The organism is Maricaulis sp., assembly GCF_017642925.1.
In the GTDB taxonomy this organism is placed as follows: domain Bacteria; phylum Pseudomonadota; class Alphaproteobacteria; order Caulobacterales; family Maricaulaceae; genus Maricaulis.
Map to the genome: position 1 here is coordinate 74,578 of NZ_JAEPOL010000008.1, position 22,280 is coordinate 96,857.

Sequence of the window (22,280 nt, forward strand, 5' to 3'; positions counted from 1 at the left end):
ATCATGGCACCTATTATCGTCTTCGGGCCGCTCCTCGCCTCGGCCTTTGCCGGTCTCTTCGGCAATTATGTCGGCCACCGCGCCGCGCAGATCGTCACCACCGGTGCGGTCCTGCTGTCGGCCATCCTGTCCTGGATCGTCTTCTTCGACGTGACGGTGGGCGGCAACACGACCACGATCCATCTCGCGACCTGGATGAGCGTCGGCGATTTCGACGTCTCCTGGGCGATCAAGCTGGACAGCCTGTCGGCCGTCATGCTGGTCGTGGTGAACTCGGTCTCCTCGCTGGTGCACATCTATTCCTGGGGCTACATGTCCCACGATCCGCATCGCGCACGCTTCTTCTCCTACCTGTCGCTCTTTACCTTCGCGATGCTCGCCCTGGTGACCGCCGACAACTTCCTGCAGCTCTTCTTCGGCTGGGAAGGCGTGGGGCTGGCCTCCTACCTGCTGATCGGCTTCTGGTACAAGAAGAAGTCGGCCAATGATGCGGCCATCAAGGCTTTCGTGACCAACCGTGTCGGCGATTTCGGCTTTGCCCTGGGCATCATGGCGATCTTCCTCGTCTTCGGCTCGGTGGCGTTTGACGATGTCTTCGCCCAGGTCGGCGACCAGGCGGATGCGGTCCTGTCCTTCGCGGGCATGTCCTTCAACGCGATCGAGCTGATTGCCTTCCTCCTGTTCATCGGCGCGATGGGCAAGTCGGCACAGTTCTTCCTGCACGTCTGGCTGCCGGACGCGATGGAAGGCCCGACGCCGGTTTCCGCCCTGATCCACGCCGCGACCATGGTGACGGCGGGTGTCTTCCTCGTCTGCCGGGCCTTCCCGATCTACGAGATGGCGCCGAACGCCTCGGCCATTGTCACCGTGATCGGTGCCGTGACGGCGCTGTTCGCGGCCACGGTCGGCATGGCGCAGAACGATATCAAGCGCGTCGTCGCCTATTCGACCTGTTCGCAGCTGGGCTACATGTTCTTCGCTGCGGGCCTGGGCCTTTACGGCGCGGCCATGTTCCACCTGTTCACGCACGCCTTTTTCAAGGCGCTCCTCTTCCTCGGCTCCGGCGCGGTGATCCACGGCGTCCATGACGAGCAGGACATGCGCAAGATGGGCGGGCTGTTCCGCATGATGCCGATGACCTGGCTGATGATGATCATCGGTACGCTGGCGCTGACCGGTGTCGGTTTCTCCTTCGGCGCGCTCGGTCTCTTCCTGCCGGATCTCGGCTTTGCCGGCTTCTTCTCGAAGGATGCCATCATCGAGGGCGCCTTCATGGCGGGCCGCGAAGGCGTGCTCTTCGGTATTCCGGCCTTCTGGATCGGCACGATCGCGGCGCTGCTGACGAGCTTCTACTCCTGGCGCCTGATCTTCATGACCTTCCACGGCACCTATCGCGGTCCCAAGGACGTCTACGATCACGCCCACGACCCGAAATGGCCGATGGCGCTGCCGCTGGTCGTTCTGGCCGTCGGTGCCGTGCTGGCCGGCGGGCTCTACAAGTCGAGCTTCATCGGTGACAATTCCGGCCACTTCTGGGGCGAGGCCCTGCCGGCCGCGGCCCATGGCCCGGCGGCTGCCGGCGAGGATCACGGCGCGGCGGACGATTCTGGCGAAGACACGCACGCCGTGGCCACGGACAGCCATGCCGAACCGGCTGCCGACGACCACGCAGTTGTCGCTGCTGACGATCACGCCGTCGCGGCGGACGAGCATGCGGCCGAGGGCGATCATGGCGGCGGTCACCACCCGCCGGTATGGGTGCTGCTCTCGCCGTTCTTTGCAACGCTGATCGGTTTCCTGGGCGCGATCTGGTTCTACCTGATCAATGAGGGCATGGGTGCCCGCATCGCCGCCCGCGGCGGTCCGCTGCACAGCTTCCTCTATAACAAGTGGTATGTGGACGAGATCTACCACTTCGTCTTCGTGCGCGGCGCGAAGGGGCTGGGCGACCTGTTCTGGAAAGTCGGCGATGTCCGCATCATTGACGGCTTCGGCCCGAACGGTGTGGCCGGTTCGACCCTGGCGGCGGCCAAGCGCCTCGCCAAGGCCCAGTCCGGTTATCTCTATCACTACGCATTCGTCATGCTGATCGGCGTGCTGGGGCTTCTGCTCTGGGCCCAGTTCGGCGCAGGAGGCCAATAGATGTTTGGCGAGTTCGAAGCCTTTCTTTCGATCCTGACCTTCGTCCCGGCCATCGGCGCGCTGGTCATCGCGCTCTTCCGCTTCACGGCGCGGCCCGAGGATCAGGCCCTGATCGACCGGAATTCGCGCCTGGTGGCCTGGGTGGCGACCATGGTGACGCTGGTTCTGTCCATCATCCTGGTGGCCAATTTCGACCGTGAAACGGCGGGCTTCCAGTTCGTGCACGAGATCGAGTGGCTGGCCGAGATCGGCATGGGCTACCGGCTCGGCGTGGACGGTATTTCCGTGCTCTTCGTGCTGCTGACCGCCGGTCTGATGCCGCTGTGTATCATGGCGTCCGGCGCGATCGAGAAGCGCGTCGCCGACTACATGATCGCCTTCCTGCTGCTGGAAACCCTGGTGATCGGCGTGTTCTGTGCGCTCGATCTGGTGGTGTTCTACATCTTCTTCGAAGGTGGCCTGATCCCGATGTTCATCATCATCGGCGTGTGGGGCGGACAGAACCGGGTCTATGCGGCCTTCAAATTCTTCCTTTACACCCTGCTTGGCTCGGTGCTGATGCTGGTCGCGATGGTCTATATGTTCCTGCAATCGGGAACGACCGACATCACGGCGCTGCTGGACTATGAGTTTGCCCGCAATGCCCAGATGTGGATGTGGCTGGCTTTCTTTGCCTCCTTTGCGGTGAAGATGCCGATGTGGCCGGTGCACACCTGGCTGCCGGACGCTCACGTGCAGGCCCCGACGGCGGGCTCGGTCATCCTGGCCGGTGTGCTGCTGAAGCTGGGCGGCTACGGCTTCCTGCGCTTCTCCATCCCGATGTTCCCGGAAGCGTCCGACTATTTCGCGCCGCTGGTCTTCGCGCTGTCGATCATCGCGATCATCTACACCTCGCTGGTGGCCTTCCGTCAGACCGACATCAAGAAGCTGATCGCCTATTCCTCCGTCGCCCACATGGGTTTCGTGACGATGGGCCTGTTCGCCATGAACGAGACGGGCGTGCAGGGCGCGATCTTCCAGATGATCTCGCACGGTGTGATCTCCGGTGCGCTCTTCCTGTGTGTCGGCGTGATCTATGACCGCATGCACACCCGCGAGATCGCCTTCTATGGCGGCCTTGTGCACCGTATGCCGGCCTATGCCGCGATCTTCGCGCTGTTCACCATGGCCAATGTCGGCCTGCCGGGCACGTCCGGCTTCATCGGCGAGATCATGACGATGGTGGGTGCTTTCCAGGTGAGCTGGTGGATCGCCACGGGTGCCGCCGCCGGCGTCATCCTGTCGGCCATGTACATGCTGACCATGTATCGCGATGTGGTGTTCGGCGAGATGACCAATCCGAAACTCGAGACCATCACCGACCTCAACCGCATGGAATGGGCGATCTTCATCCCGCTCATCATCATGACGCTGTGGCTCGGCGTGTCCTCGACCGTGGTGACCGACATCACGGCGGCCTCGGTCGACAATCTGATCACCAATTACAATGCGGCGCTGCCCGCACCGGCCCAGTAGGAGAGGCACGCCATGACTGCGGACATGCTTTCCCAGGATCTGACGCTCCTCATCCCGGAAATCCTCCTGGCCTGCGGCGCCATGGCGCTGCTCATGCTGGGCGTTTTCCTGAAGGGCGAGGGCGCCAATCGCCTCGTACAGTGGCTGACGGTCGGCCTGCTGGCCGTTGCCGGTCTGGCGGCCCTGTTCGCCATGACGGGCGAGGGGACGGCCTTCTCCGGCGGCTTCATCTTCGACAGCCTGGCCCGCTTCTCCAAAGTGGCCATCGGTATTGTCGCCGCGATCGCCATGCTGCTCGCCATGCCGTACCTGCAGGCGGAAAAGCTCGGCAAGATGGAATATCCCATCCTGGTCGCGCTTGCCGCTGCCGGCATGATGATGATGGTGTCGGCCAACGACCTGATCTCCATGTATATGGCGATCGAGCTGCAATCCTTGGCGCTCTATGTGCTGGCAGCCTTCAACCGCGACAGCCTGCGCGCCTCGGAAGCCGGCCTGAAGTATTTCGTGCTCGGCGCACTGTCGTCCGGCCTGCTGCTCTACGGCGCGTCGCTGGTCTACGGCTTTGCCGGTGCCACGGGCTTCAACGAGATCGCTATTGCCGTGGAAAGCGGTCCGACGGTCGGCCTCATCTTCGGCCTCGTCTTCGTGATCTGCGGTCTGGCCTTCAAGGTCTCCGCTGCGCCGTTCCACATGTGGACGCCGGACGTCTATGAAGGTGCACCGACGCCGGTGACGGCCTTCTTTGCGACGGCTCCCAAATTTGCTGCCATGATCCTTCTGGCCCGCGTGCTGGTCGAGCCCTTCGGCGGCATGGTCGAACAATGGCGCGACGTGATCTGGATCCTGGCCGTGCTGTCCATGGGCATCGGCGCCTTCGGTGCGCTGACCCAGACCAATATCAAGCGCCTGATGGCTTATTCCTCGATTGCCAATATGGGCTACGCCCTGGTGGCTGTTGCGGCCGCCAGCCAGACCGGCATGTGGGCGCTTCTGGTCTACATGGTGCTCTACATGATCTCGGTGATCGGCTCCTTCGGCGCCATCCTGTCGATGCGCACCCGCGAGGGCATGGTGGAACAGATCTCCGATCTGGCCGGCGTTGCCCAGCGCAATCCGGGCCTGGGCTGGTCGATCACCGCACTGATGTTCTCCATCGGCGGCCTGCCCTTCATGGTCGGCTTCTTCGGCAAGTTCTTCCTGATCTACGCAGCCGTCGAATCCGGCCTGCTGATCCTGGCGGTCCTGGCCGTTCTCTTCTCCGTGGTGGGCGCGGCCTACTATCTGCGGGTGGTGAAGACGGTCTGGTTCGACGAGGGCGAGGTGGAATTCGTTCCGGCAGCCCTGTCGATCTACTGGGTGACGCGCCTGGCCGGCCTGGCCACAGTGGCCCTGCTGCCGGTCGTGGGCTGGGTGGTTTACCGGGCCGTGTCCGTCGGGCTGACCGTCCTCTAGACCTTGTCGGCCCCTTCGCCTGCGATCGAGTGGCTCGACGAGACGCAATCGACCAATGCGGATGCGCGTGAGCGGGCTCTGGCCGGCGCGCGCGGTCCGCTGTGGATCGCCGCGCGCCGGCAGCTCGCCGGCCGTGGCCGTCGCGGCCGGGCCTGGACCGGGCTCGAGGGCAATCTCTTCACCACGGGGCTCTACGTCTTCCAGGCCGAGCCCGGCCGGGTGGCAGAGCTTTCCTTTGCCGCGGCCTTGGCTGTGGCCGAAGTCTGCGACACGGCGCTGCGCGATCCGGCCGCTACGCGTGTGAAATGGCCCAATGACGTGCTTGTGAACCGGCGCAAGGTGTCCGGCATCCTGCTTGAGTCGGGCCAGGCCCCCGGCGGCGGTCTGTGGCTGGCGCTGGGCATCGGAATCAATCTCGCCGCTGCGCCGGATGACAGCGAACGCCCGGCGACCTCGCTGGCCGCCGCAGGCGGGGCGATGTCCCGGGAACAAGCCCTCGACACCCTCGTGAACGCTTTCGAACGCTGGCGCCGCCGCTGGCTGCAGGACGGGTTCGGCCCGCTGCGCGATGGTTGGCTAGCCCGGGCTCACGGGCTGGGCGATCACTGTGAGGCGCGCCTGCAGAACGAGACCGTGAGCGGCGTGTTTGCCGATCTGGGCCCTGACGGATCGCTGCGGCTGGACTTGGATGATGGCGGGCGGCGATATATCTCCGCTGGTGACGTCTTCTTCCCCGCCGGGGTGACGGCGCCCGCGGTGAGGAGAGACTAGCCATGCTGCTCGCGATCGATTGCGGCAATACCAATACACTGTTCGCCGTTCATGACGGCAAGACCTGGGTCGCGCAATGGCGATCCGGCACGGATTCGACCCGCACGGCCGACGAGCACGCCGTCTGGCTGTCGCAGCTGATGTCGCTGCAGGGGTTCAAGCTGAGCGATATCACCGGCTGTGTGATCTCCACCGTGGTGCCGCAGGCCCTGTTCAACCTGCGCAATCTGTCGCGCCGGTATTGCAGCACCGAGCCGGTGATTGTGGGCGAGCCGGGCGTGCTGATGGATATCGAGGTGCGTCTCGACCGTCCGCAGGATGCCGGTGCCGACCGTCTGGTCAACGCACTCGGCGCGCGCTCGGTCTATCATGGCCCGCTGATCATCATCGACAGCGGCACGGCGACGACATTCGACGTGATCGGCGCCGACGGAGCCTTCGAGGGCGGCATCATCGCGCCGGGCATCAACCTGTCCATGCAGGCCCTGCACGCAGCGGCGGCGAAACTGCCGCGGGTCGCGATCGCCAAGCCGCAGCGCGTGATGGGCAAGGATACGGTATCCGCAATGCAGTCCGGCGTGTTCTGGGGCTATATCGATCTCATCGACGGTCTGGTAAACCGTCTGAAGACCGAATGGGGCGCGCCGATGACGGTTGTCGCCACCGGGGGCGTGGTGTCCCTGTTCGAAGGGGCCTCCCGCACCATCGACCATTACGATGGCGATCTGACCATTCGCGGCCTCATGGAAGTCTGGAAACTCAATGGCGGAAGCCTTGACTGATAGTTTGTATTTTCTGCCGCTCGGCGGTTCCGACGAAATCGGGATGAACCTCAACCTCTATGGCTACGGCCCGGAGGACGACCAGAAGTGGATCATTGTCGATTGCGGCGTCACTTTCGGTGACCTGTCGACCCCCGGGGTCGACATCATCATGCCCGATCCCGCCTTCATCGAAGAACGGCGGGACGATCTGATCGGCATGGTGCTTACGCATGCACACGAGGATCATATGGGTGCCGTAGCGCACCTGTGGCGCCGTCTTAAGTGCCCGATATGGGCAACACCCTTTACCGCCTGGCTGGTGCGCGACCGCCTGCGGGAATTTGGCCTTGAGGACGAAGTCGAGCTGCACGAGATATCGCTCGACAGCCGGTTCGATCTCGGCCCGTTCGATATCCAGCTGGTGACGCTGACCCACTCCATTCCCGAACCCAACGGTCTGGCGATCCGCACGCCGGCCGGCCTGGTGCTGCACACCGGCGACTGGAAGATCGACCCCGATCCGCTGATCGGCGAGACGACCGACGTATCGGCGCTGACGGCGCTGGGCGAGGAGGGCGTGCTGGCCATGGTCTGCGACAGCACGAACGTCTTCTCGGCCGGCGAGAGCGGTTCGGAAGCGGACGTGAAGGACGAGCTGGTCAAGGTCGTCGGCGAGAACACGACCGGCAAGGTCGCGATCGCCGCTTTCGCCTCCAACGTCGCGCGCCTGCAATCGGCGATCGAGGCCGCCGAGGCCAATGGCCGGCGTGTCTGCCTGGTGGGCCGGTCCATGCACCGCATGACGGCGGCGGCGAAGTCGGTCGGTCTGCTGAGCCATGTGCAGGATTTCGTTGGTGAAGAGGAGGCGGGTTTCTTCCCGCCGGAGAAAATCCTCTATCTGTGCACCGGGTCCCAGGGTGAGCCGCGCGCGGCACTGTCGCGGATTGCCGAGGGCAATCACCGCAATGTCACGCTGGGTACGGGCGATACGGTGATCTTCTCCAGCCGCGTCATTCCCGGAAACGATATCGGCATTTTCCAGCTGCAGAACCGGCTCGCCGAGCGCGGTGTCGAGATCATCACCGAGAAGAACCGTCCGATCCACGTCTCCGGCCATCCGTGCCGCGACGAGCTGGCCCAGATGTATCAATGGGCTCAGCCGAAAGTGGCGATCCCGGTGCATGGCGAGCGCCGTCACCTGATCGAGCACGCGGCCTTTGCCCGCCAGCTGCAGGTGCCGCACGCCGTCACCGTGCGCAATGGCGACATGGTGGAACTGCGTGCTGATGGCGGGGCGTCGATTGTCGACGAGGCGCCGGCGGGCCGGCTGCATCTGGACGGCAATTTCGTCACCGATGCCAATGCCCTGTCGATGCGCGAGCGCCGCAAGCTGGCCTATGCCGGCCAGGTCACGGTTGCGATGGCGGTACATGGCAAGAAGGGCGAGCTGGTCTCAGGTCCCGATGTGCGCGCCATGGGTGTCGCCGAGGACCGGTCGCTCTCACTGGAAGAGTTTCTCGATGCGCTGGCCGATGAGGCCGAGCGGGCCTTTGACCGTCTGTCCAATCGCGATCGCCGTGATGTGGAAACGGCGGAAGAGGAAGTGCGCCGCGCCGTGCGCCGCGAGGCCAACCGGATCTGGGGCAAGAAACCCTGGGTCGAAGTGATCATTCTGGAGGTTTGAGATGAAGATCGGACGTCTGAACCATGTCGGCGTGGCCGTGCCGGATATCGAGGCGGCTAAGGCGACCTATGCCGAGCTCTACGGCGCGGACGAGGCGACGCAGACGAAGGACTTCCCGCATCTGGGGGTTCGCGTCGCCTTCGTGCATCTGGCCAATTCCGAGATCGAACTGCTCGAGCCGCTGGGCGATGACAGCCCGGTCCACAAATTCCTCGAACGCAATCCCAAGGGCGGCCAGCACCATCTGTGCTTCGAAGTGCCCGACATCGTCGCTGCGCGCGATGCGATGGTGGCAAAGGGCGCGACCGTTCTGGGAACGGGCGAACCCTATATCGGCGCTCATGGCGTGCCCGTGATCTTCATTCATCCGAAGAACTCCCACGGACAACTTATTGAACTCATGCAGGAACCGGCCTGATGCCGCGCTGGGTTCAATACGTCCTGCCGGGGATTGCCGCGACGCTCTGGCTGTCGCGCTTCTTCATCCGGGATGAAGGCGTGGGCGTGGTCAACGGGCTGGTCGTTTTCCTGATCGTCTGGTGGCTGGTTTTCTTCATGATGCTGCCGATCGGCGTGCGGTCGCAGGAAGAAGCCGGAGACATCGTGGCGGGAACCGAGCCCGGCGCGCCGATGGCGCCCAACCTGCTGAGGAAGGGCTGGTGGTGCACCATCGTCACCTCCGGCCTCTGGATCATCTATTACATCATCAACGAATCCGGCCTGGTGGCGCGCTACATGCCTACCGATGGCAGCTGGGGATAGAGCAGACGGCTTTCGGGAGACGGGCCGGCAGTGAGGGGAAACGCATGAGTGACGGTCAGACGGAACGGGGCGCGCCGCGCCGCGGGGTTTTCACGCGGTTTCTCGACGGGGTGGAATGGCTGGGAAATCTGCTGCCGCACCCGGTCACCCTGTTCGCGCTCCTGGCCGTCGGCATCGTGCTGCTGTCCGGCGTGTTCGGCTGGCTCGGGGTTGCGGTCGAGGATCCGCGTCCGGCCGGTGCGCGCGGTGTCGCCGCGGACGGCATGATCCGCGCTGTCAGCCTGCTCGACGGCGATGGCATTCGCCGGATATGGACCAACCTGGTCACAAACTTCACCGGTTTCGCACCGCTCGGCGTGGTGCTGGTCGCCATGCTGGGGGTCGGTGTGGCCGAGAAGTCCGGTCTCTTGTCTGCTGCCGTCCGGGCGATGGTGCTGTCGGCGCCGCGTCACGTGGTGACGGTGGCCGTCGTGTTCGCCGGCATTCTCTCGAACACGGCCTCCGAGGTGGGCTATGTCGTGCTGATCCCGCTGGCCGGCGCGATCTTCTACGCTCTGGGCCGGCATCCGCTGGCCGGGATGGCGGCTGCCTTTGCCGGTGTCTCCGGCGGCTACAGCGCCAATCTGCTCATCGGCACGATCGACCCGCTGCTTGCCGGCATCACCCAGGAAGCGGCGCGGCTGATCGATCCCGACTATGTCGTGGTCGCGACGGCGAACTGGTATTTCATGTTCGTCTCGACCTTCGTGATCACGGCTATCGGTTCGCTCGTGACCATCTTCATCGTCGAGCCCAAGCTGGGGAAATACGATCCGTCCCGGGCCGACGAGACCGTGCTCGACAAGCACATGATGCAGCCGCTGGAGCCGGGCGAACGCAAGGGCCTGCTCTGGGCCGGCCTGGCCATTCTGGGCGTCTTCGCGCTGATGGCGCTGACCCTCGCACCGGAATGGGGCGTGCTGCGCAATCCGGATACCGGCGACCGTATCGCGTCACCCTTCTTCCGCGGCTTCGTGGTGTGGATCCTGATCTTCTTCATCGCGGCGGGCTATGCCTATGGCCGGGCCACCGGCACGATGAAGACCGACCGGGACGTGATCGACGCCATGGCCGGTGCGATCAGCGCCCTGGGCCTCTACATCGTCCTCGTCTTCTTTGCCGCCCAGTTCGTGGCCTTCTTCGGCTGGACCAATCTGGGCGCGATCACGGCCGTCACCGGCGCACAATTCCTGCAGGATACCGGCATGACCGGCCCGCTGGTCTTCTTCCTCTTCATCCTGATGTGTGCGGTGATCAATCTGTCACTGGGGTCCGCCTCGGCGCAGTGGGCCGTCACCGCGCCGATCTTCGTGCCGATGCTGATGCTGATCGGTTATGCTCCGGAAGTGATCCAGGCGGCCTACCGGATCGGCGATTCATCGACCAATATCATCACCCCGATGATGAGCTATTTCGGCCTCATCCTCGCCTGGGCAACGCGCTACGACAAAAATCTGGGCGTCGGCACGCTGATCGCGATGATGCTGCCCTACAGCATCTTCTTCCTCCTGCTGTGGTCCAGTTTCTTCTTCCTGTGGACGTTCGGCCTGGAACTCCCGGTCGGCCCGGGATCGCCCACCTATTATCCGGTCGAGGCCGAGTAGGGCTCAGGCGCGCTCCACCCGCGCGGCAAAACAGCCGTGCGCGGCATTGTGGACGTCGATATAGGCGATCTCGCTGCGGGCGAGGGCGGTCTCGATGGCCGCGCGGGGATCGCCGGTCAGGACCAGGTCGGCGCCGGCCAGCATGCCATGCTTGTCGAACAGGCGCAGCGCCAGCGGGCGGCCCCGCATGACGGGCGGGATCTCGTCGGTCAGCTGCGCCGCCTCGGCCGCATTCTCCCGCACATAGATCGCATAGGCCGAGCGGTAGGGCGTGTCGGCGCTGTGGCTTTCATGATGGAGCAGCAGCACGCTTTCGCCCGGTTCGGCGTCGTCCAGCGTGATGCGGCAGGGAAAGCCGGGCTTGGCGGTGACGGTCTTGCGGACAATGCCGCGGGCGGCGAGTTCCGCGTCCGGCAGACCGAACAGGGGGCGGAAGGGTTCCGGCGACAGGCCGGTGATGCGAAAGGACATAGCTGAGCTCCAAGGTTGGGGTTCCCAGCAGGCTTTCGCGAAAATCGATATACCGCCACCCGATCCTTGCGATCAGGGTTTTAAACCTGCCCCAACAATGAAATTGCGCGCTTTCCTGAAGCATTCCGCACAAGGGCGCGAGGGACTCGAACCCCCGACAACCCCTTTGCGAAAAGGGCGCTCTATCCAACTGAGCTAGCGCCGCTCAAGGCATCGCACATAGTGCGATGGCTGGTGCTCTTTAAAAACCAGTAGATAGGTTAGACACTACACGGATAAATAGCAAGGTGTCGACGTCATTTGCTCGGTGCCGTAAGCAGGGCATGTTCCCTCTGCAGCACCATCGCCATCCCCGCCTTGTCATTGCTTCCCAACGCGTTCTAATGGGGGTTGAACCTCTTATCGCGGAATTCCCCACCCATGCGCCTGTCCCGCTTCTTCCTGCCCGTCCTCAAGGAAACCCCCTCCGACGCCCAGATCGTCTCGCACCAGCTGATGTTGCGGGCCGGCATGATCCGGCAGCAATCCGCCGGCATCTATTCCTGGCTGCCGCTGGGTCTGAAGGTTCTCAAGAAGGTCGAGCAGATCGTCCGCGAGGAGCAGAACCGCGCCGGTGCTGTGGAGCTTCTGATGCCGACCATCCAGTCGGCCGATCTGTGGCGCGAAAGCGGCCGCTATGACGATTACGGCGCGGAGATGCTGCGCATCACGGATCGTCACGAGCGCGACATGCTGTTCGGGCCGACGAATGAGGAGATGATCACCGAGATCTTCCGCTCCTATTGCCGGTCCTACAAGGACCTGCCCAAGCTGCTCTACCATATCCAGTGGAAGTTCCGCGACGAGATCCGCCCGCGCTTCGGCGTGATGCGCGGCCGCGAATTCCTGATGAAGGATACCTATTCCTTCGATCTGGACGAAGAGGCGGCGCGCCGCTCCTACAACAAGATGTTCATCGCCTATCTGAACACCTTCTCACGGATGGGTCTGAAGGCCGTGCCGATGAAGGCGGATACCGGGCCGATCGGCGGTGACCTGTCGCACGAGTTTATCGTTCTGGCAGAAACCGGCGAGAGCGAGGTGTTCTGCCATGCCGACCTCGTCGACATGGGCGCACCCGGCACGGACGTCGATTTCGACGGCGATCTGCAGCCGCTGGTCGACCAGCGCACCGCGCTCTATGCCGCGACCGACGAGATGCACGAACCCGATGTGTTCGCCCGGGTGCCCGAGGATCGCCGTCTGACGGCGCGCGGTATCGAGGTGGGCCATATCTTCTATTTCGGCACCAAGTATTCCGATCCGATGAAAGCCCTGGTCACGCATCCCGACGGCAAGGAGCGGGCGGTGCATATGGGCTCCTATGGTGTGGGCGTGTCGCGCCTCCTGGGTGCAATCATCGAGGCCCATCACGACGAGAAGGGCTGTATCTGGCCCGAGGAAGTCGCGCCCTTCGGTGTCGGCATTCTCAATCTGCGCGCCGGCGATGGCGAGGCCGATGCGGCCTGCGAAGACGCCTATGGCAAGCTCACGGCTGCCGGTCTCGACCCGCTTTACGACGATACGTCCGAGCGCCCGGGCGGCAAGTTTGCCACGGCCGACCTGATCGGCTTGCCCTACCAGCTTGTGATCGGGCCGCGCGGCCTGAAAGAGGGCAAGGTGGAGCTGAAAGTGCGCCGCACCGGCGAAACCCACGAGCTTTCGCCCGAGGATGCCGTCAACCGTCTCGCCGAAAGGGCTTTTGCCGATGGCTGATCCTGCAGTCCGTGCAGCCGGGGGCGCACGCCCCTTCTCGCCCTATGAATTCATGCTGGCCTTCCGCTATCTGCGGGCCCGGCGGAAGCATGGCGGCGTGGCACTGATTGCCATGATCTCCTTTGGCGGGATCACCCTGGCCGTTCTCGGCCTGATCGCTGTCATGTCGATCATGAACGGTTTCCGGGCCGAGCTCTTCAGCCAGCTGCTCGGCTTTCAGCCGCATGTCTATGTCGATACACGTAATCTCGATGCCGAACGTGTCGATGCGCTGGTGCGCGAGCTTGAGGCGATGCCGGGCGTGGTCAGCGCCGATCCGGTGGTCCAGGGGCAGGTGCTGGCGTCCTCCGAGCGCTATCAGAGCGTCATCGTCGTGCTGGGCACCCAGCCCGAGGATGTGGCGGCGCTGGACGTGATCGCCAATCCGTCGCCGGATGGCCGCACGGGCCTTGTCGAAGGCAATCTCGACGGGTTCGGTGAGGGCCATAATGGCGGCGACACGATCATCCTGGGCTCGGGGATTGCCCGGCGTCTTGCCGTCGGTGTCGGCGACCGCGTGACCTTCACAACGGCCCGGGGCACGCCGACCGTGTTCGGCGCGCGACCCAACCAGAAAGCCTATTATGTCGGGGCCGTCCTGGCCGCCGGCGTGTCGACGATCGACGAGAGCGCGGCCTTCATGCCGCTGGACCAGGGACGGGTCTTCTTTGCCAAGGGCGAGGGGACCGACCAGATCCAGGTGCGGCTGACCAATCCGGACATGGCCGCCAGCATGGTGGGAAGCATCGGTGCGCTCGCCGGTCCCGATGCGGCCGCCTACGACTACACCCAGCTCAATCCGGCCTTCTACAACGCGCTCGAATTCGAGCGCACGGCGATGCGGCTCATCCTGTCGATCGTTGTCGCGATCGCCGCGATGAACATCATTTCCGGCCTAGTGATGCTGGTGAAGAACAAGGGGCGCGACATCGCCATCCTGCGCACGATGGGGGCGACACAGGCGTCCGTGATGCGGGTTTTCCTGATCGTCGGGGCCTCGATCGGCGTTCTGGGCACGCTGGCCGGCATCCTCCTGGGCATTCTTTTCGTGGTGAATATCGGCCCGATCCAGGATTTCATCACCTGGACCACGGGCACCAATCCCTGGGATCCGAGCGTCTATCTCCTCTATCGCATTCCGGCGAAGCTGGACTGGGGCGAGGTGGCCTTCATCTCCATCTTCGGCTTCATCGTCTCGCTGCTGGTGACGCTGCCGCCGGCCTGGCGGGCCGCCCGTCTCGATCCCGTGGAGGCGCTGCGCTATGAGTGATCCCGTCCTCGATCTGCGCGACATCGTGCGCACCTATGTGACCGAAGCCGACACGCTGGAAGTGCTGCGCGGGGTCAGCCTGACGCTGATGCCCGGCGAGATTGTCGGCCTGGTCGGCCCCTCCGGTTCCGGCAAATCATCGCTTCTGCATGCAGCAGGGCTTCTGGAACGGCCCGATGGCGGGGAAGTGGTTGTCTGCGGTGCTGCGACAAGCGGCCTGTCCGACCGGCAACGCACGGCGATCCGCCGCCGGGATATCGGCTTTGTCTACCAGTTCCACCACCTGCTGCCCGAATTCGATGCGCGCGAGAATATCGTGCTGCCACAGCTGATCGGCGGTGTGCCGCGCAAGGCCGCCATCGCGCGGGCCGATGCCCTGCTCGAGCGGCTGGGCCTGTCCGACCGCGCCACCCATCAGCCTTCGCAATTATCCGGCGGTGAACAGCAGCGCGTGGCCATTGCCCGCGCGCTGGCCAATGCCCCGCATGTACTGCTGGCCGACGAGCCGACCGGCAATCTCGATCCGACGACCTCGGCGACCGTATTCGAGGCTTTCCGCGAGACGGTGCGCGATGCCGGGGCCGCCGCCCTGGTAGCGACCCATAATCACGAGCTGGCCGCGAAGATGGACCGCGTCGTGACGTTCGAGGACGGGCACCTTGCGCCCTATAGCCCGGAAACGGCCTAGATATTCCCGGAACACGTCAGGCGGAACATTTGTGGAACTTTCCGCTTGACGTCATGTCTGTGCCGAAATAGAACAAAACCGGAACATGAATTCGGGAGGTTGTCATGCGCCGCGTTCTTCAAGATGTGTCTGCCGCTACGGCTGTACTGGGTTTCGCCTGGATGATCGCCATGTGGGGAAGCGTGCTTGGCGCAGCCTGAGGCCGGCGCGAGGGCTGATGCCGCGCAAGCCGCAGGTCTTTCCGGTCGCGTTTACTGAGATCGGGCCCGCAAGCCTGATTTCGCCCGACGCGTTCCTGGCGTAGTTTGTTTGTTTCTCGACTCGCGGCGGCCGGTTCCGACCCGGTTGCCGGGCTTTTGTCCCGGTGATGTGCGCGGCGAGGCGGTTCTGAAGCGCTGACGGAGCGGGCGATGACGGCGAAACAACCCTTTGTGCATCTTCGGGTCCGCTCGCCCTATTCGCTGCTCGAGGGTGCGATCCGCATGCCGCAAATGGTGTCGGCCTGCCGCGAGCACGGCATGCCGGCCATCGCGCTGACCGACAGCAATAATCTCTTCGGCGCCCTGGAATTCTCCGAGGTCATGGCCGGGGCCGGGATCCAGCCCATCGTCGGCTGTACGCTCGCCATACGCACGGTCGATCCGCATCCCGGAGAGCGCGCCGAGCCGGAGGGCACGCTGGTGCTGCTGGTGCAGGACCGCACCGGCTATGAAAACCTCATGGCGCTGTCCAGCGCCGCCTATCTCGATGTCGACGGGGCGGAAGAGCCGCATGTGCCGCTGGCCCTCGTCCTTGAGCATGCAGAAGGCCTGATCTGCCTGACGGGCGGTCCGGACGGCGTGCTCAACCGCTTTGTGACCGGGGGGCGACAGCCGGAAGCCACCAAACTGCTGGAGCGCCTGTCGGCGGCCTTTGGCGACCGGCTCTATGTCGAGCTGCAGCGCCACGGTCTCGCCGAAGAGCTGGAGGCCGAGAACTGGCTGGTCGAGGAGGCCTACAGCCGCGGCCTGCCGCTGGTCGCCACGAACGAGGCCTATTTCCCGGACCCCTCGATGCACAAGGCGCATGACGCGCTCCTGTGTATCTCCGAAAGCTCCTACGTCTCGGTGCAGGACCGCCGCCGGGTGACGCCGGATCACTATCTCACCTCGCCGGACGACATGAATGCGCGCTTTTCGGATCTGCCCGAAGCGCTCGCCAACACGCTGGAGATCGCCCGGCGCTGTGCCTACCGGGTGCGCACGCATGCGCCCATCCTGCCCAGCTTTCCCACCAAGGGCGGGCGTGACGAGGCCGAGGAGCTTGTCGCCCGTGCCCATGAGGGACTGACGGAACGCCTTGCCGCCGGCGCCGATGCCGCGCCGGAGGAAGCCTATCGCGAGCGGCTCGATTTCGAGCTGGGCATCATTCGCCAGATGGGCTTTCCGGGCTATTTCCTGATCGTTTCGGACTTCATCCAGTGGGCCAAGTCGCATGACATTCCCGTCGGGCCGGGCCGGGGGTCCGGTGCCGGCTCGCTCGTGGCCTACGCCCTGACCATTACCGATCTGGACCCGCTGCGCTTCGGTCTCCTGTTCGAGCGCTTCCTCAATCCGGAACGCGTCTCCATGCCGGACTTCGACGTCGACTTCTGCCAGGAGCGGCGCGGCGAGGTGATCCGCTATGTGCAGGAGCGCTACGGCCATGACCGTGTGGCGCAGATCATCACCTTCGGCACGCTGCAGGCCCGCGCCGTGGTGCGCGATACCGGCCGCGTGCTGCAATTGCCCTTCGGCCTGGTCGACAAGCTGGCCAAGCTCGTGCCGTCCAATCCGGCCAATCCGGTGACCCTGGCCGAAGCGCTCAAGATCGAGCCGAAGCTCGAGGAGATGCGCCGCGACGACGATGCGGTCGACAGCTTGCTTACGGTCGCGCTGCGGCTGGAGGGTTTCTTCCGCAACGCCTCCACCCACGCCGCCGGTGTCGTGATCGGCGACCGCAAACTGTCCGAACTCGTCCCGCTCTATCGCGATCCGCGCTCCGACATTCCCGCCACCCAGTTCAACATGAAATGGGTCGAGCCGGCGGGCCTGGTGAAATTCGACTTCCTGGGCCTGAAAACCCTCACCGTGATCGCCCGCGCGCTGGGCTATATCGCCTCGGCCGGCAAGGAGGTCCCGGATATCGAGGGGATCGACTTCGACGACAAGGCGACGTTCGAGCTGCTTCAGTCCGGTCATGCGATCGGCGTGTTCCAGCTGGAAAGCTCGGGCATGCGCGACACGCTGAAGAAGATGAAGCCGGACGCGATCGAGGACCTGATCGCCCTGATCTCGCTCTATCGTCCCGGCCCGATGAAGAATATCGACGTCTATGTCGACCGGAAGTTCGGCCGGGCCGAGGTCGATTGCCTCCATCCCGATCTGGAAGGCGTGCTGCAGGAAACCTACGGCGTCATCATCTACCAGGAACAGGTGATGCAGATCGCGCAGATCCTGTCCGGCTACTCACTCGGTGAAGCCGACCTTCTGCGCCGCGCCATGGGCAAGAAGAAGAAGGAGGAGATGGACAAGCAGAAAGTCCGTTTCCTCGAGGGCGCCGAAGCGAAGGGTGTGAGCCGCGAGAAGGCCTCCTACATCTTCGAACTCGTCGCCGAGTTCGCCGGCTACGGCTTCAACAAGTCCCACGCCGCCGCCTATGCCGCGATCGCCTATCGCACGGGCTATCTCAAGGCCAATTATCCGGTCGAGTTCATGGCGGCGCTGATGTCGCTCGACGCGGCCAATACCGACAAGCTGGCTGCCTTCTTCCAGGAGATCCGCCGCATGGGGATCGAGGTGCGGCCGCCGGACGTCAACGCGTCCGAGGCCGATTTCTCGGTCGAGGAGGGGACGATCCGCTTCGCGCTCGGCGCGATCCGCAATGTCGGTTTCTCCGCCATGGAGCATATCGTAGCCGAGCGGTCCGAAAACGGTCCCTTCAAGGATCTCTATGATTTCGCCGAGCGCGTCGATCCGCGGCATGTCAACAAGCGCACATTCGAGAACCTGGCGCGGGCCGGGGCGTTCGACAGTCTCGATCCCGACCGCGCCCGCGTGCTGGAGAGCGCGGAAACCCTGCTTTCCATGGCCCAGCACGCCGCACAGCAGCGCGAGAGTGCCCAGGCCAGCCTGTTCGGCGGTGGCGGGGATGATGTCGCGCTGGAGCGTCCGCGCCTGCCGCAGCCCGATCCCTGGACCGCGACGCAGCGGCTCGATGCCGAACTCTCGGCCATCGGTTTCTACCTGTCAGGTCACCCGCTGGACGATATGGCCGAGCATCTCGCCGGCCGCGGCGTGGTCTTCCATGCCGAAGCCCCGGCGCGCGTCGCCGACGGCGCCACGGCGCTGCGCCTGTCCGGCATGGTGCGCCGGCGTCAGGAACGCGTCTCGAACAAGTCCGGCGAGCGTTTTGCCTGGGTGACGCTGTCCGACCCTACGGGCGAGTTCGAGGTGTTTATTACGCCGGAACTTCTGCGCACCTCGCGCGATCTGCTCGACAGCGGCCAGGCGGTGCTGGTGAATTGCCGCGTCGACGAGCGGGACGAACAGATTTCCTTCTTCGCCGACCGGCTGGAAGTGCTGGACATGCAGATCTGTGCCGACCGGCTGCGCGTGCGGCTGGACGATGCAGCGGCGCTGTCGCGCATCCATGCGCGCCTCGAACGGGCCAATGGCCGGGCAGATGTCTCCAAGGACGCGGTGATCGATCTTTTCGTGCCGATTACGGGCGGCGGCGAGGTGGAATTGCGCCTGCCGGGCCGGCACAGCGCCGACAGCGCGCTGCAGGCCGCCCTGAAGGGCGTTGACGGTGTCGCTTCGGTGGAGGTGGCCTAGTCTTGGCGCGACAGGGCCGGACATCGGAACAGGCCCGTGTGATCCGCTGCATCTGAAGCGCCTTGCCCCGCTTGCCAAACCGGCTGTCTTGGGCCTATAAGCCGCGCCATCACGCACACGGGGCATCGTCCGGCCGAAGGCCTGACGCTCCGGTGCCGTTCGCATGTGCGGGCGGCTCCGCTCCGTGGAGGCCAACCGGAAAAGGAAAAATCGATGGCTCTCCCTGAATTCAGCATGCGCCAGCTGCTCGAAGCCGGCTGTCACTTCGGTCACCAGACCCACCGCTGGAACCCGAAGATGAAGGACTTCATCTTTGGCGAACGCTCCAACATCCACATTATCGACCTGTCCCAGTCCGTCCCGCTGCTCCACCAGGCCCTGGTGAAGGTGCGCGAAACGGCTGCCAAGGGCGGTCGCGTCCTGTTCGTCGGCACGAAGCGGCAGGCCCAGGAACCGCTGGCCCAGGCGGCCTCGCGCTGCGCCCAGTACTACATGAACCAGCGCTGGCTCGGCGGTACGCTGACCAACTGGCGCACCATCTCCAACTCGATCGCCCGTCTGCGCGAGCTGGAAACCATGTTCGAAGGTGAGGGCGGCCTGGCCGGTCTGACCAAGAAGGAACAGCTGATGCTGACCCGCGAGCGCGAGAAGCTCGACCGGTCGCTCGGCGGTATCAAGGATATGGGCGGCACGCCGGACCTGATGTTCGTGATCGACACGAACAAGGAAGGCATCGCCATCCAGGAAGCCAAGAAGCTGGGCATTCCGGTCATCGCCGTGGTCGACACGAATTGCGATCCGGACCCGATCGATTTCCCGATCCCGGGCAATGACGACGCCTCGCGCGCCATCGCCCTGTACTGCGACCTGATCGCCGACGCTGTGCTGGACGGCATGGCCGACAGCCAGATGGCCATGGGCATGGATCTGGGCGAAGCCGAAGCGCCGGTCGAGACGCTGGTCGAGGAAACCGCCGCCGAAGAGACCGCTGCCACGGAAGCCGAAGCCGCTAAGGCTGACGAGGCTGCCACGGAAACGTCGTCTGAATCTGACAAGACCGAAGCGTAAGCTTCGATTTCACGAGCGATAATCCAGGAGATACCGATGGCCGCGATTACTGCTGCTCTCGTCAAGGAACTGCGCGAAAAGACCGGCGTAGGCATGATGGACTGCAAGAAGGCGCTGAACGAGACCGATGGCGACTTCGAAGCCGCCGTTGACTGGCTGCGCAAGAAGGGCCTGTCCAAGGCTGCCAAGAAGGCTGACCGCGTTGCTGCCGAAGGCCTCGTTGCCGTGGCAACACAAGGCGGCCAGGGCGCCGTCGTCGAAGTGAACTCGGAAACCGACTTCGTCGCCCGGAACGAGAAGTTCCAGTCGGCGGTGAAGGAAATTGCCGCGCTCGCAATCGGCACGTCCGGCGATGTGGACGCCCTGAAGTCGTCCAAGCTGGCCTCCGGCGACACCGTCGAGGACAAGCTGACCAACCTGATCGCCACGATCGGCGAGAACATGGCCCTGCGCCGTGCCGCCGTCGTGACGGCCGAGCCGGGCGTGGTCGCCAGCTATGTCCACAATCCGGCTGCGGACGACATGGGCGCCATCGGCGTTCTGGTCGGCCTGAAGTCGAGCGGCGATGCCGCCAAGCTGGCCGAGCTGGGCCGCAAGATCGCGATGCATGTCGCTGCCGGTTCGCCGGCCGTGGCCGTCTCCGTCGATGTCGACGGCGTCGACTCGGCCCTGGCGGACAAGGAACGCGAAGTGTTCGCCGACCAGGCCCGTCAGTCCGGCAAGCCGGAAAACATCGTCGAGAAGATGGTGGAAGGCCGTATGCGCAAGTTCTACGAGGAAGTCGTGCTGCTGAAGCAGGCTTTCGTCATGGACCCGGACCGCACCATCGAGCAGGTGTTGGCCGATACCTCCAAGGAACTGGGCACGCCGGTCGAGATCTCCGGCTTCGCGCGCATGGCGCTGGGCGAAGGCGTCGAGAAGAAGTCCGAGGACTTTGCCGCCGAGGTCGCCGCGGCGACCGGCCAGTCCTGATCGCATTGAGAGCGGCGGCGCTTTAAAGCGCCGCCGCTTTCTATATGCTGCACGCCGTGACTGATTCATCTGCATCCGGGCCGGTTTCAGGCCAAGAGAACCCGCCGCAATTCCGGCGGGTTCTGCTCAAGATTTCCGGCGAAGCCCTGATGGGCGACCAGAATTACGGGATCGATATGCCGACGGCAGATCGCATCGCGTCCGAGGTCGCCGAGGCCGTGCGCGCCGGTACCGAAATCTGCCTGGTGATCGGCGGCGGAAATATCTTCCGCGGTCTCACCGGTGCCGCCAAGGGCATGGACCGGGCCGCAGCCGACTATATGGGCATGCTGGCGACCGTGATGAATGCGCTGGCCATGCAGACCGCGCTGGAACGCATCGGCATCCAGACGCGCGTCCAGTCCGCCATTCCCATGACCACGGTGTGCGAGCCCTATATCCGGCGCCGCGCCACCCGTCATATGGAAAAGGGCCGGGTGGTGATCTTCGCCGCGGGTACGGGCAATCCCTTTTTCACGACCGATACGGCTGCAGCCCTGCGCGCGGCCGAGATGGGCTGCGATGCGCTGCTCAAGGGCACGCAGGTCGACGGTGTCTATTCCGACGATCCGCGCAAGAACCCGAATGCCGAGCGCTATGATCAGCTCGACTATCTCGACGTGCTGACGCGCGACCTCAAGGTGATGGATGCCTCGGCGGTGACGCTGATGCGGGAAAATGCCATTCCGATCGTCGTCTTCAGCATTCACGAGAAGGGCGGCCTGGCCCGCGTCCTGGCTGGCCAGGGCGTGTGCACCATGATCGGCAAGCCGCGGCCCGCTCCGTCAGCTGGCAAATAACAGGAAAGAGCAAGCCATGAGCGACGATATCGATTTCGACGAAGCCGACCTCAAGCGGCGCATGGACGGGGCGATCGAGGCCCTGCGCAAGGAATTCGGCGGTCTGCGCACCGGCCGCGCCAGCGCCGGCCTGCTCGATCCGATCAAGGTCGAGGCCTATGGCACGCCGACCCCGATCAACCAGGTCGCCACGGTCTCGGTTCCCGAACCGCGCATGATCTCGGTCCAGGTGTGGGACCGGACCATGGTCGCCGCCGTGGACAAGGCGATCCGCAATTCCGGTATCGGCCTGAACCCGGTGATGGAAGGCCAGCTGCTGCGCATTCCGATCCCGCCGCTCAACGAGGAGCGCCGCGCCGAGATCGCCAAGCTGGCCGGCACCTATGCCGAACATGCCCGCGTCGCCGTGCGCAATGTGCGCCGCGACGGCATGGACGCGCTGAAGAAGATGGAAAAGGATGGCGTGCTGTCCGAGGACGAGCACAAATCCTTCGCCGAGGACGTGCAGAAACTGACGGACGATGCGATCAAGCGGATCGATGAGAGCCTGAAGACCAAGCAAGAAGAAATCATGCAGGTCTGATCCCC

At 64.4% G+C, this 22,280-nt stretch carries 18 protein-coding genes and 1 tRNA gene; 17 read left to right on the forward strand and 2 right to left on the reverse strand.

Annotation, left to right across the window (positions count from 1 at the left end; genetic code table 11):
• Positions 1-3: 3 nt before the first annotated feature.
• Genes nuoL through JJ918_RS08265 form a run of 9 tightly spaced genes read left to right on the forward strand, consistent with a single transcriptional unit; the run spans position 4 to position 10,736 of the window.
• The gene (nuoL, locus tag JJ918_RS08225; RefSeq protein WP_291885688.1) at positions 4-2,142 is read left to right on the forward strand and encodes an NADH-quinone oxidoreductase subunit L; all 2,139 of its coding nucleotides are present in this window, start codon (positions 4-6) and stop codon (positions 2,140-2,142) included.
• Complete coding sequence (locus tag JJ918_RS08230) at positions 2,143-3,657, forward strand: NADH-quinone oxidoreductase subunit M (protein WP_291885691.1); 1,515 nt, start codon at positions 2,143-2,145, stop codon at positions 3,655-3,657. It abuts the gene before it with no gap.
• Positions 3,658-3,669: 12 nt separating this feature from the next.
• Positions 3,670-5,112: an NADH-quinone oxidoreductase subunit NuoN gene (gene nuoN, locus JJ918_RS08235; protein WP_291885693.1), complete on the forward strand. Its 1,443-nt coding sequence runs from the start codon at positions 3,670-3,672 to the stop codon at positions 5,110-5,112.
• A 3-nt stretch (positions 5,113-5,115) separates the two neighbouring features.
• Positions 5,116-5,883: a biotin--[acetyl-CoA-carboxylase] ligase gene (locus tag JJ918_RS08240; RefSeq protein ID WP_291885696.1), complete on the forward strand. Its 768-nt coding sequence runs from the start codon at positions 5,116-5,118 to the stop codon at positions 5,881-5,883.
• Between the two features lie 2 nt (positions 5,884-5,885).
• The gene (locus tag JJ918_RS08245) at positions 5,886-6,665 is read left to right on the forward strand and encodes a type III pantothenate kinase (protein WP_291885699.1); all 780 of its coding nucleotides are present in this window, start codon (positions 5,886-5,888) and stop codon (positions 6,663-6,665) included.
• Complete coding sequence (locus JJ918_RS08250; RefSeq protein WP_367277672.1) at positions 6,646-8,331, forward strand: ribonuclease J; 1,686 nt, start codon at positions 6,646-6,648, stop codon at positions 8,329-8,331. Before JJ918_RS08245 ends, JJ918_RS08250 begins: the two co-directional genes overlap by 20 nt.
• Position 8,332: 1 nt before the next feature.
• Positions 8,333-8,749 (forward strand): methylmalonyl-CoA epimerase, encoded by a 417-nt coding sequence (gene mce / locus JJ918_RS08255; RefSeq protein WP_291885705.1) that lies wholly within the window; start codon positions 8,333-8,335, stop codon positions 8,747-8,749.
• The gene (locus tag JJ918_RS08260; protein WP_291885708.1) at positions 8,749-9,093 is read left to right on the forward strand and encodes a DUF1467 family protein; all 345 of its coding nucleotides are present in this window, start codon (positions 8,749-8,751) and stop codon (positions 9,091-9,093) included. The genes mce and JJ918_RS08260 overlap by 1 nt, the downstream gene beginning before the upstream one ends.
• A 44-nt stretch (positions 9,094-9,137) precedes the next feature.
• A complete protein-coding gene (locus tag JJ918_RS08265; RefSeq protein WP_291885711.1) occupies positions 9,138-10,736 on the forward strand; it encodes an AbgT family transporter in 1,599 nt (532 codons plus the stop codon).
• A gap of 3 nt (positions 10,737-10,739) precedes the next feature.
• Here the strand turns inward: JJ918_RS08265 and JJ918_RS08270 are convergent, their stop codons facing one another.
• Entirely contained in the window at positions 10,740-11,207 is a 468-nt protein-coding gene (locus JJ918_RS08270) for a DUF1203 domain-containing protein (RefSeq protein ID WP_291885713.1), read from the reverse strand.
• Between the two features lie 131 nt (positions 11,208-11,338).
• Positions 11,339-11,413, reverse strand: a tRNA-Ala gene (locus JJ918_RS08275).
• Between the two features lie 214 nt (positions 11,414-11,627).
• Here JJ918_RS08275 and proS point away from each other — a divergent pair.
• From proS to frr, 8 genes are all read left to right on the forward strand, one after another.
• Positions 11,628-12,962, forward strand: coding sequence for a proline--tRNA ligase (gene proS, locus JJ918_RS08280; protein ID WP_291885716.1), 1,335 nt, complete (start codon positions 11,628-11,630; stop codon positions 12,960-12,962).
• On the forward strand, positions 12,955-14,271 hold the full coding sequence (locus JJ918_RS08285) for a lipoprotein-releasing ABC transporter permease subunit (RefSeq protein WP_291885719.1): 1,317 nt from the start codon (positions 12,955-12,957) through the stop codon (positions 14,269-14,271). Before proS ends, JJ918_RS08285 begins: the two co-directional genes overlap by 8 nt.
• On the forward strand, positions 14,264-14,959 hold the full coding sequence (locus JJ918_RS08290) for an ABC transporter ATP-binding protein (RefSeq protein WP_291885722.1): 696 nt from the start codon (positions 14,264-14,266) through the stop codon (positions 14,957-14,959). The genes JJ918_RS08285 and JJ918_RS08290 overlap by 8 nt, the downstream gene beginning before the upstream one ends.
• Before the next feature lie 410 nt (positions 14,960-15,369).
• On the forward strand, positions 15,370-18,813 hold the full coding sequence (gene dnaE / locus JJ918_RS08295) for a DNA polymerase III subunit alpha (protein WP_291885724.1): 3,444 nt from the start codon (positions 15,370-15,372) through the stop codon (positions 18,811-18,813).
• Between the two features lie 213 nt (positions 18,814-19,026).
• A complete protein-coding gene (gene rpsB, locus JJ918_RS08300) occupies positions 19,027-19,881 on the forward strand; it encodes a 30S ribosomal protein S2 (protein ID WP_291885727.1) in 855 nt (284 codons plus the stop codon).
• A gap of 36 nt (positions 19,882-19,917) precedes the next feature.
• Positions 19,918-20,853, forward strand: a complete 936-nt coding sequence (gene tsf, locus JJ918_RS08305) for a translation elongation factor Ts (RefSeq protein ID WP_291885728.1) — start codon at positions 19,918-19,920, stop codon at positions 20,851-20,853.
• Positions 20,854-20,897: 44 nt separating this feature from the next.
• A complete protein-coding gene (gene pyrH / locus JJ918_RS08310; RefSeq protein ID WP_367277673.1) occupies positions 20,898-21,692 on the forward strand; it encodes a UMP kinase in 795 nt (264 codons plus the stop codon).
• 16 nt (positions 21,693-21,708) lie between these two features.
• Positions 21,709-22,275, forward strand: a complete 567-nt coding sequence (frr, locus tag JJ918_RS08315) for a ribosome recycling factor (protein ID WP_271186729.1) — start codon at positions 21,709-21,711, stop codon at positions 22,273-22,275.
• Positions 22,276-22,280: the final 5 nt, after the last annotated feature.

What these genes read in the sequence shown, in the direction of transcription:
- nuoL (WP_291885688.1), top strand. Translation starts at nt 4, where the DNA reads ATGGCACCTATTATCGTCTTCGGGCCGCTCCTCGCCTCGGCCTTTGCC.
- JJ918_RS08230 (WP_291885691.1), top strand. Translation starts at nt 2,143, where the DNA reads ATGTTTGGCGAGTTCGAAGCCTTTCTTTCGATCCTGACCTTCGTCCCG.
- nuoN (WP_291885693.1), top strand. Translation starts at nt 3,670, where the DNA reads ATGACTGCGGACATGCTTTCCCAGGATCTGACGCTCCTCATCCCGGAA.
- JJ918_RS08245 (WP_291885699.1), top strand. Translation starts at nt 5,886, where the DNA reads ATGCTGCTCGCGATCGATTGCGGCAATACCAATACACTGTTCGCCGTT.
- JJ918_RS08250 (WP_367277672.1), top strand. Translation starts at nt 6,646, where the DNA reads ATGGCGGAAGCCTTGACTGATAGTTTGTATTTTCTGCCGCTCGGCGGT.
- mce (WP_291885705.1), top strand. Translation starts at nt 8,333, where the DNA reads ATGAAGATCGGACGTCTGAACCATGTCGGCGTGGCCGTGCCGGATATC.
- JJ918_RS08260 (WP_291885708.1), top strand. Translation starts at nt 8,749, where the DNA reads ATGCCGCGCTGGGTTCAATACGTCCTGCCGGGGATTGCCGCGACGCTC.
- JJ918_RS08265 (WP_291885711.1), top strand. Translation starts at nt 9,138, where the DNA reads ATGAGTGACGGTCAGACGGAACGGGGCGCGCCGCGCCGCGGGGTTTTC.
- JJ918_RS08270 (WP_291885713.1), bottom strand. Translation starts at nt 11,207, where the DNA reads ATGTCCTTTCGCATCACCGGCCTGTCGCCGGAACCCTTCCGCCCCCTG.
- proS (WP_291885716.1), top strand. Translation starts at nt 11,628, where the DNA reads ATGCGCCTGTCCCGCTTCTTCCTGCCCGTCCTCAAGGAAACCCCCTCC.
- JJ918_RS08285 (WP_291885719.1), top strand. Translation starts at nt 12,955, where the DNA reads ATGGCTGATCCTGCAGTCCGTGCAGCCGGGGGCGCACGCCCCTTCTCG.
- JJ918_RS08290 (WP_291885722.1), top strand. Translation starts at nt 14,264, where the DNA reads ATGAGTGATCCCGTCCTCGATCTGCGCGACATCGTGCGCACCTATGTG.
- dnaE (WP_291885724.1), top strand. Translation starts at nt 15,370, where the DNA reads ATGACGGCGAAACAACCCTTTGTGCATCTTCGGGTCCGCTCGCCCTAT.
- rpsB (WP_291885727.1), top strand. Translation starts at nt 19,027, where the DNA reads ATGGCTCTCCCTGAATTCAGCATGCGCCAGCTGCTCGAAGCCGGCTGT.
- tsf (WP_291885728.1), top strand. Translation starts at nt 19,918, where the DNA reads ATGGCCGCGATTACTGCTGCTCTCGTCAAGGAACTGCGCGAAAAGACC.
- pyrH (WP_367277673.1), top strand. Translation starts at nt 20,898, where the DNA reads ATGCTGCACGCCGTGACTGATTCATCTGCATCCGGGCCGGTTTCAGGC.
- frr (WP_271186729.1), top strand. Translation starts at nt 21,709, where the DNA reads ATGAGCGACGATATCGATTTCGACGAAGCCGACCTCAAGCGGCGCATG.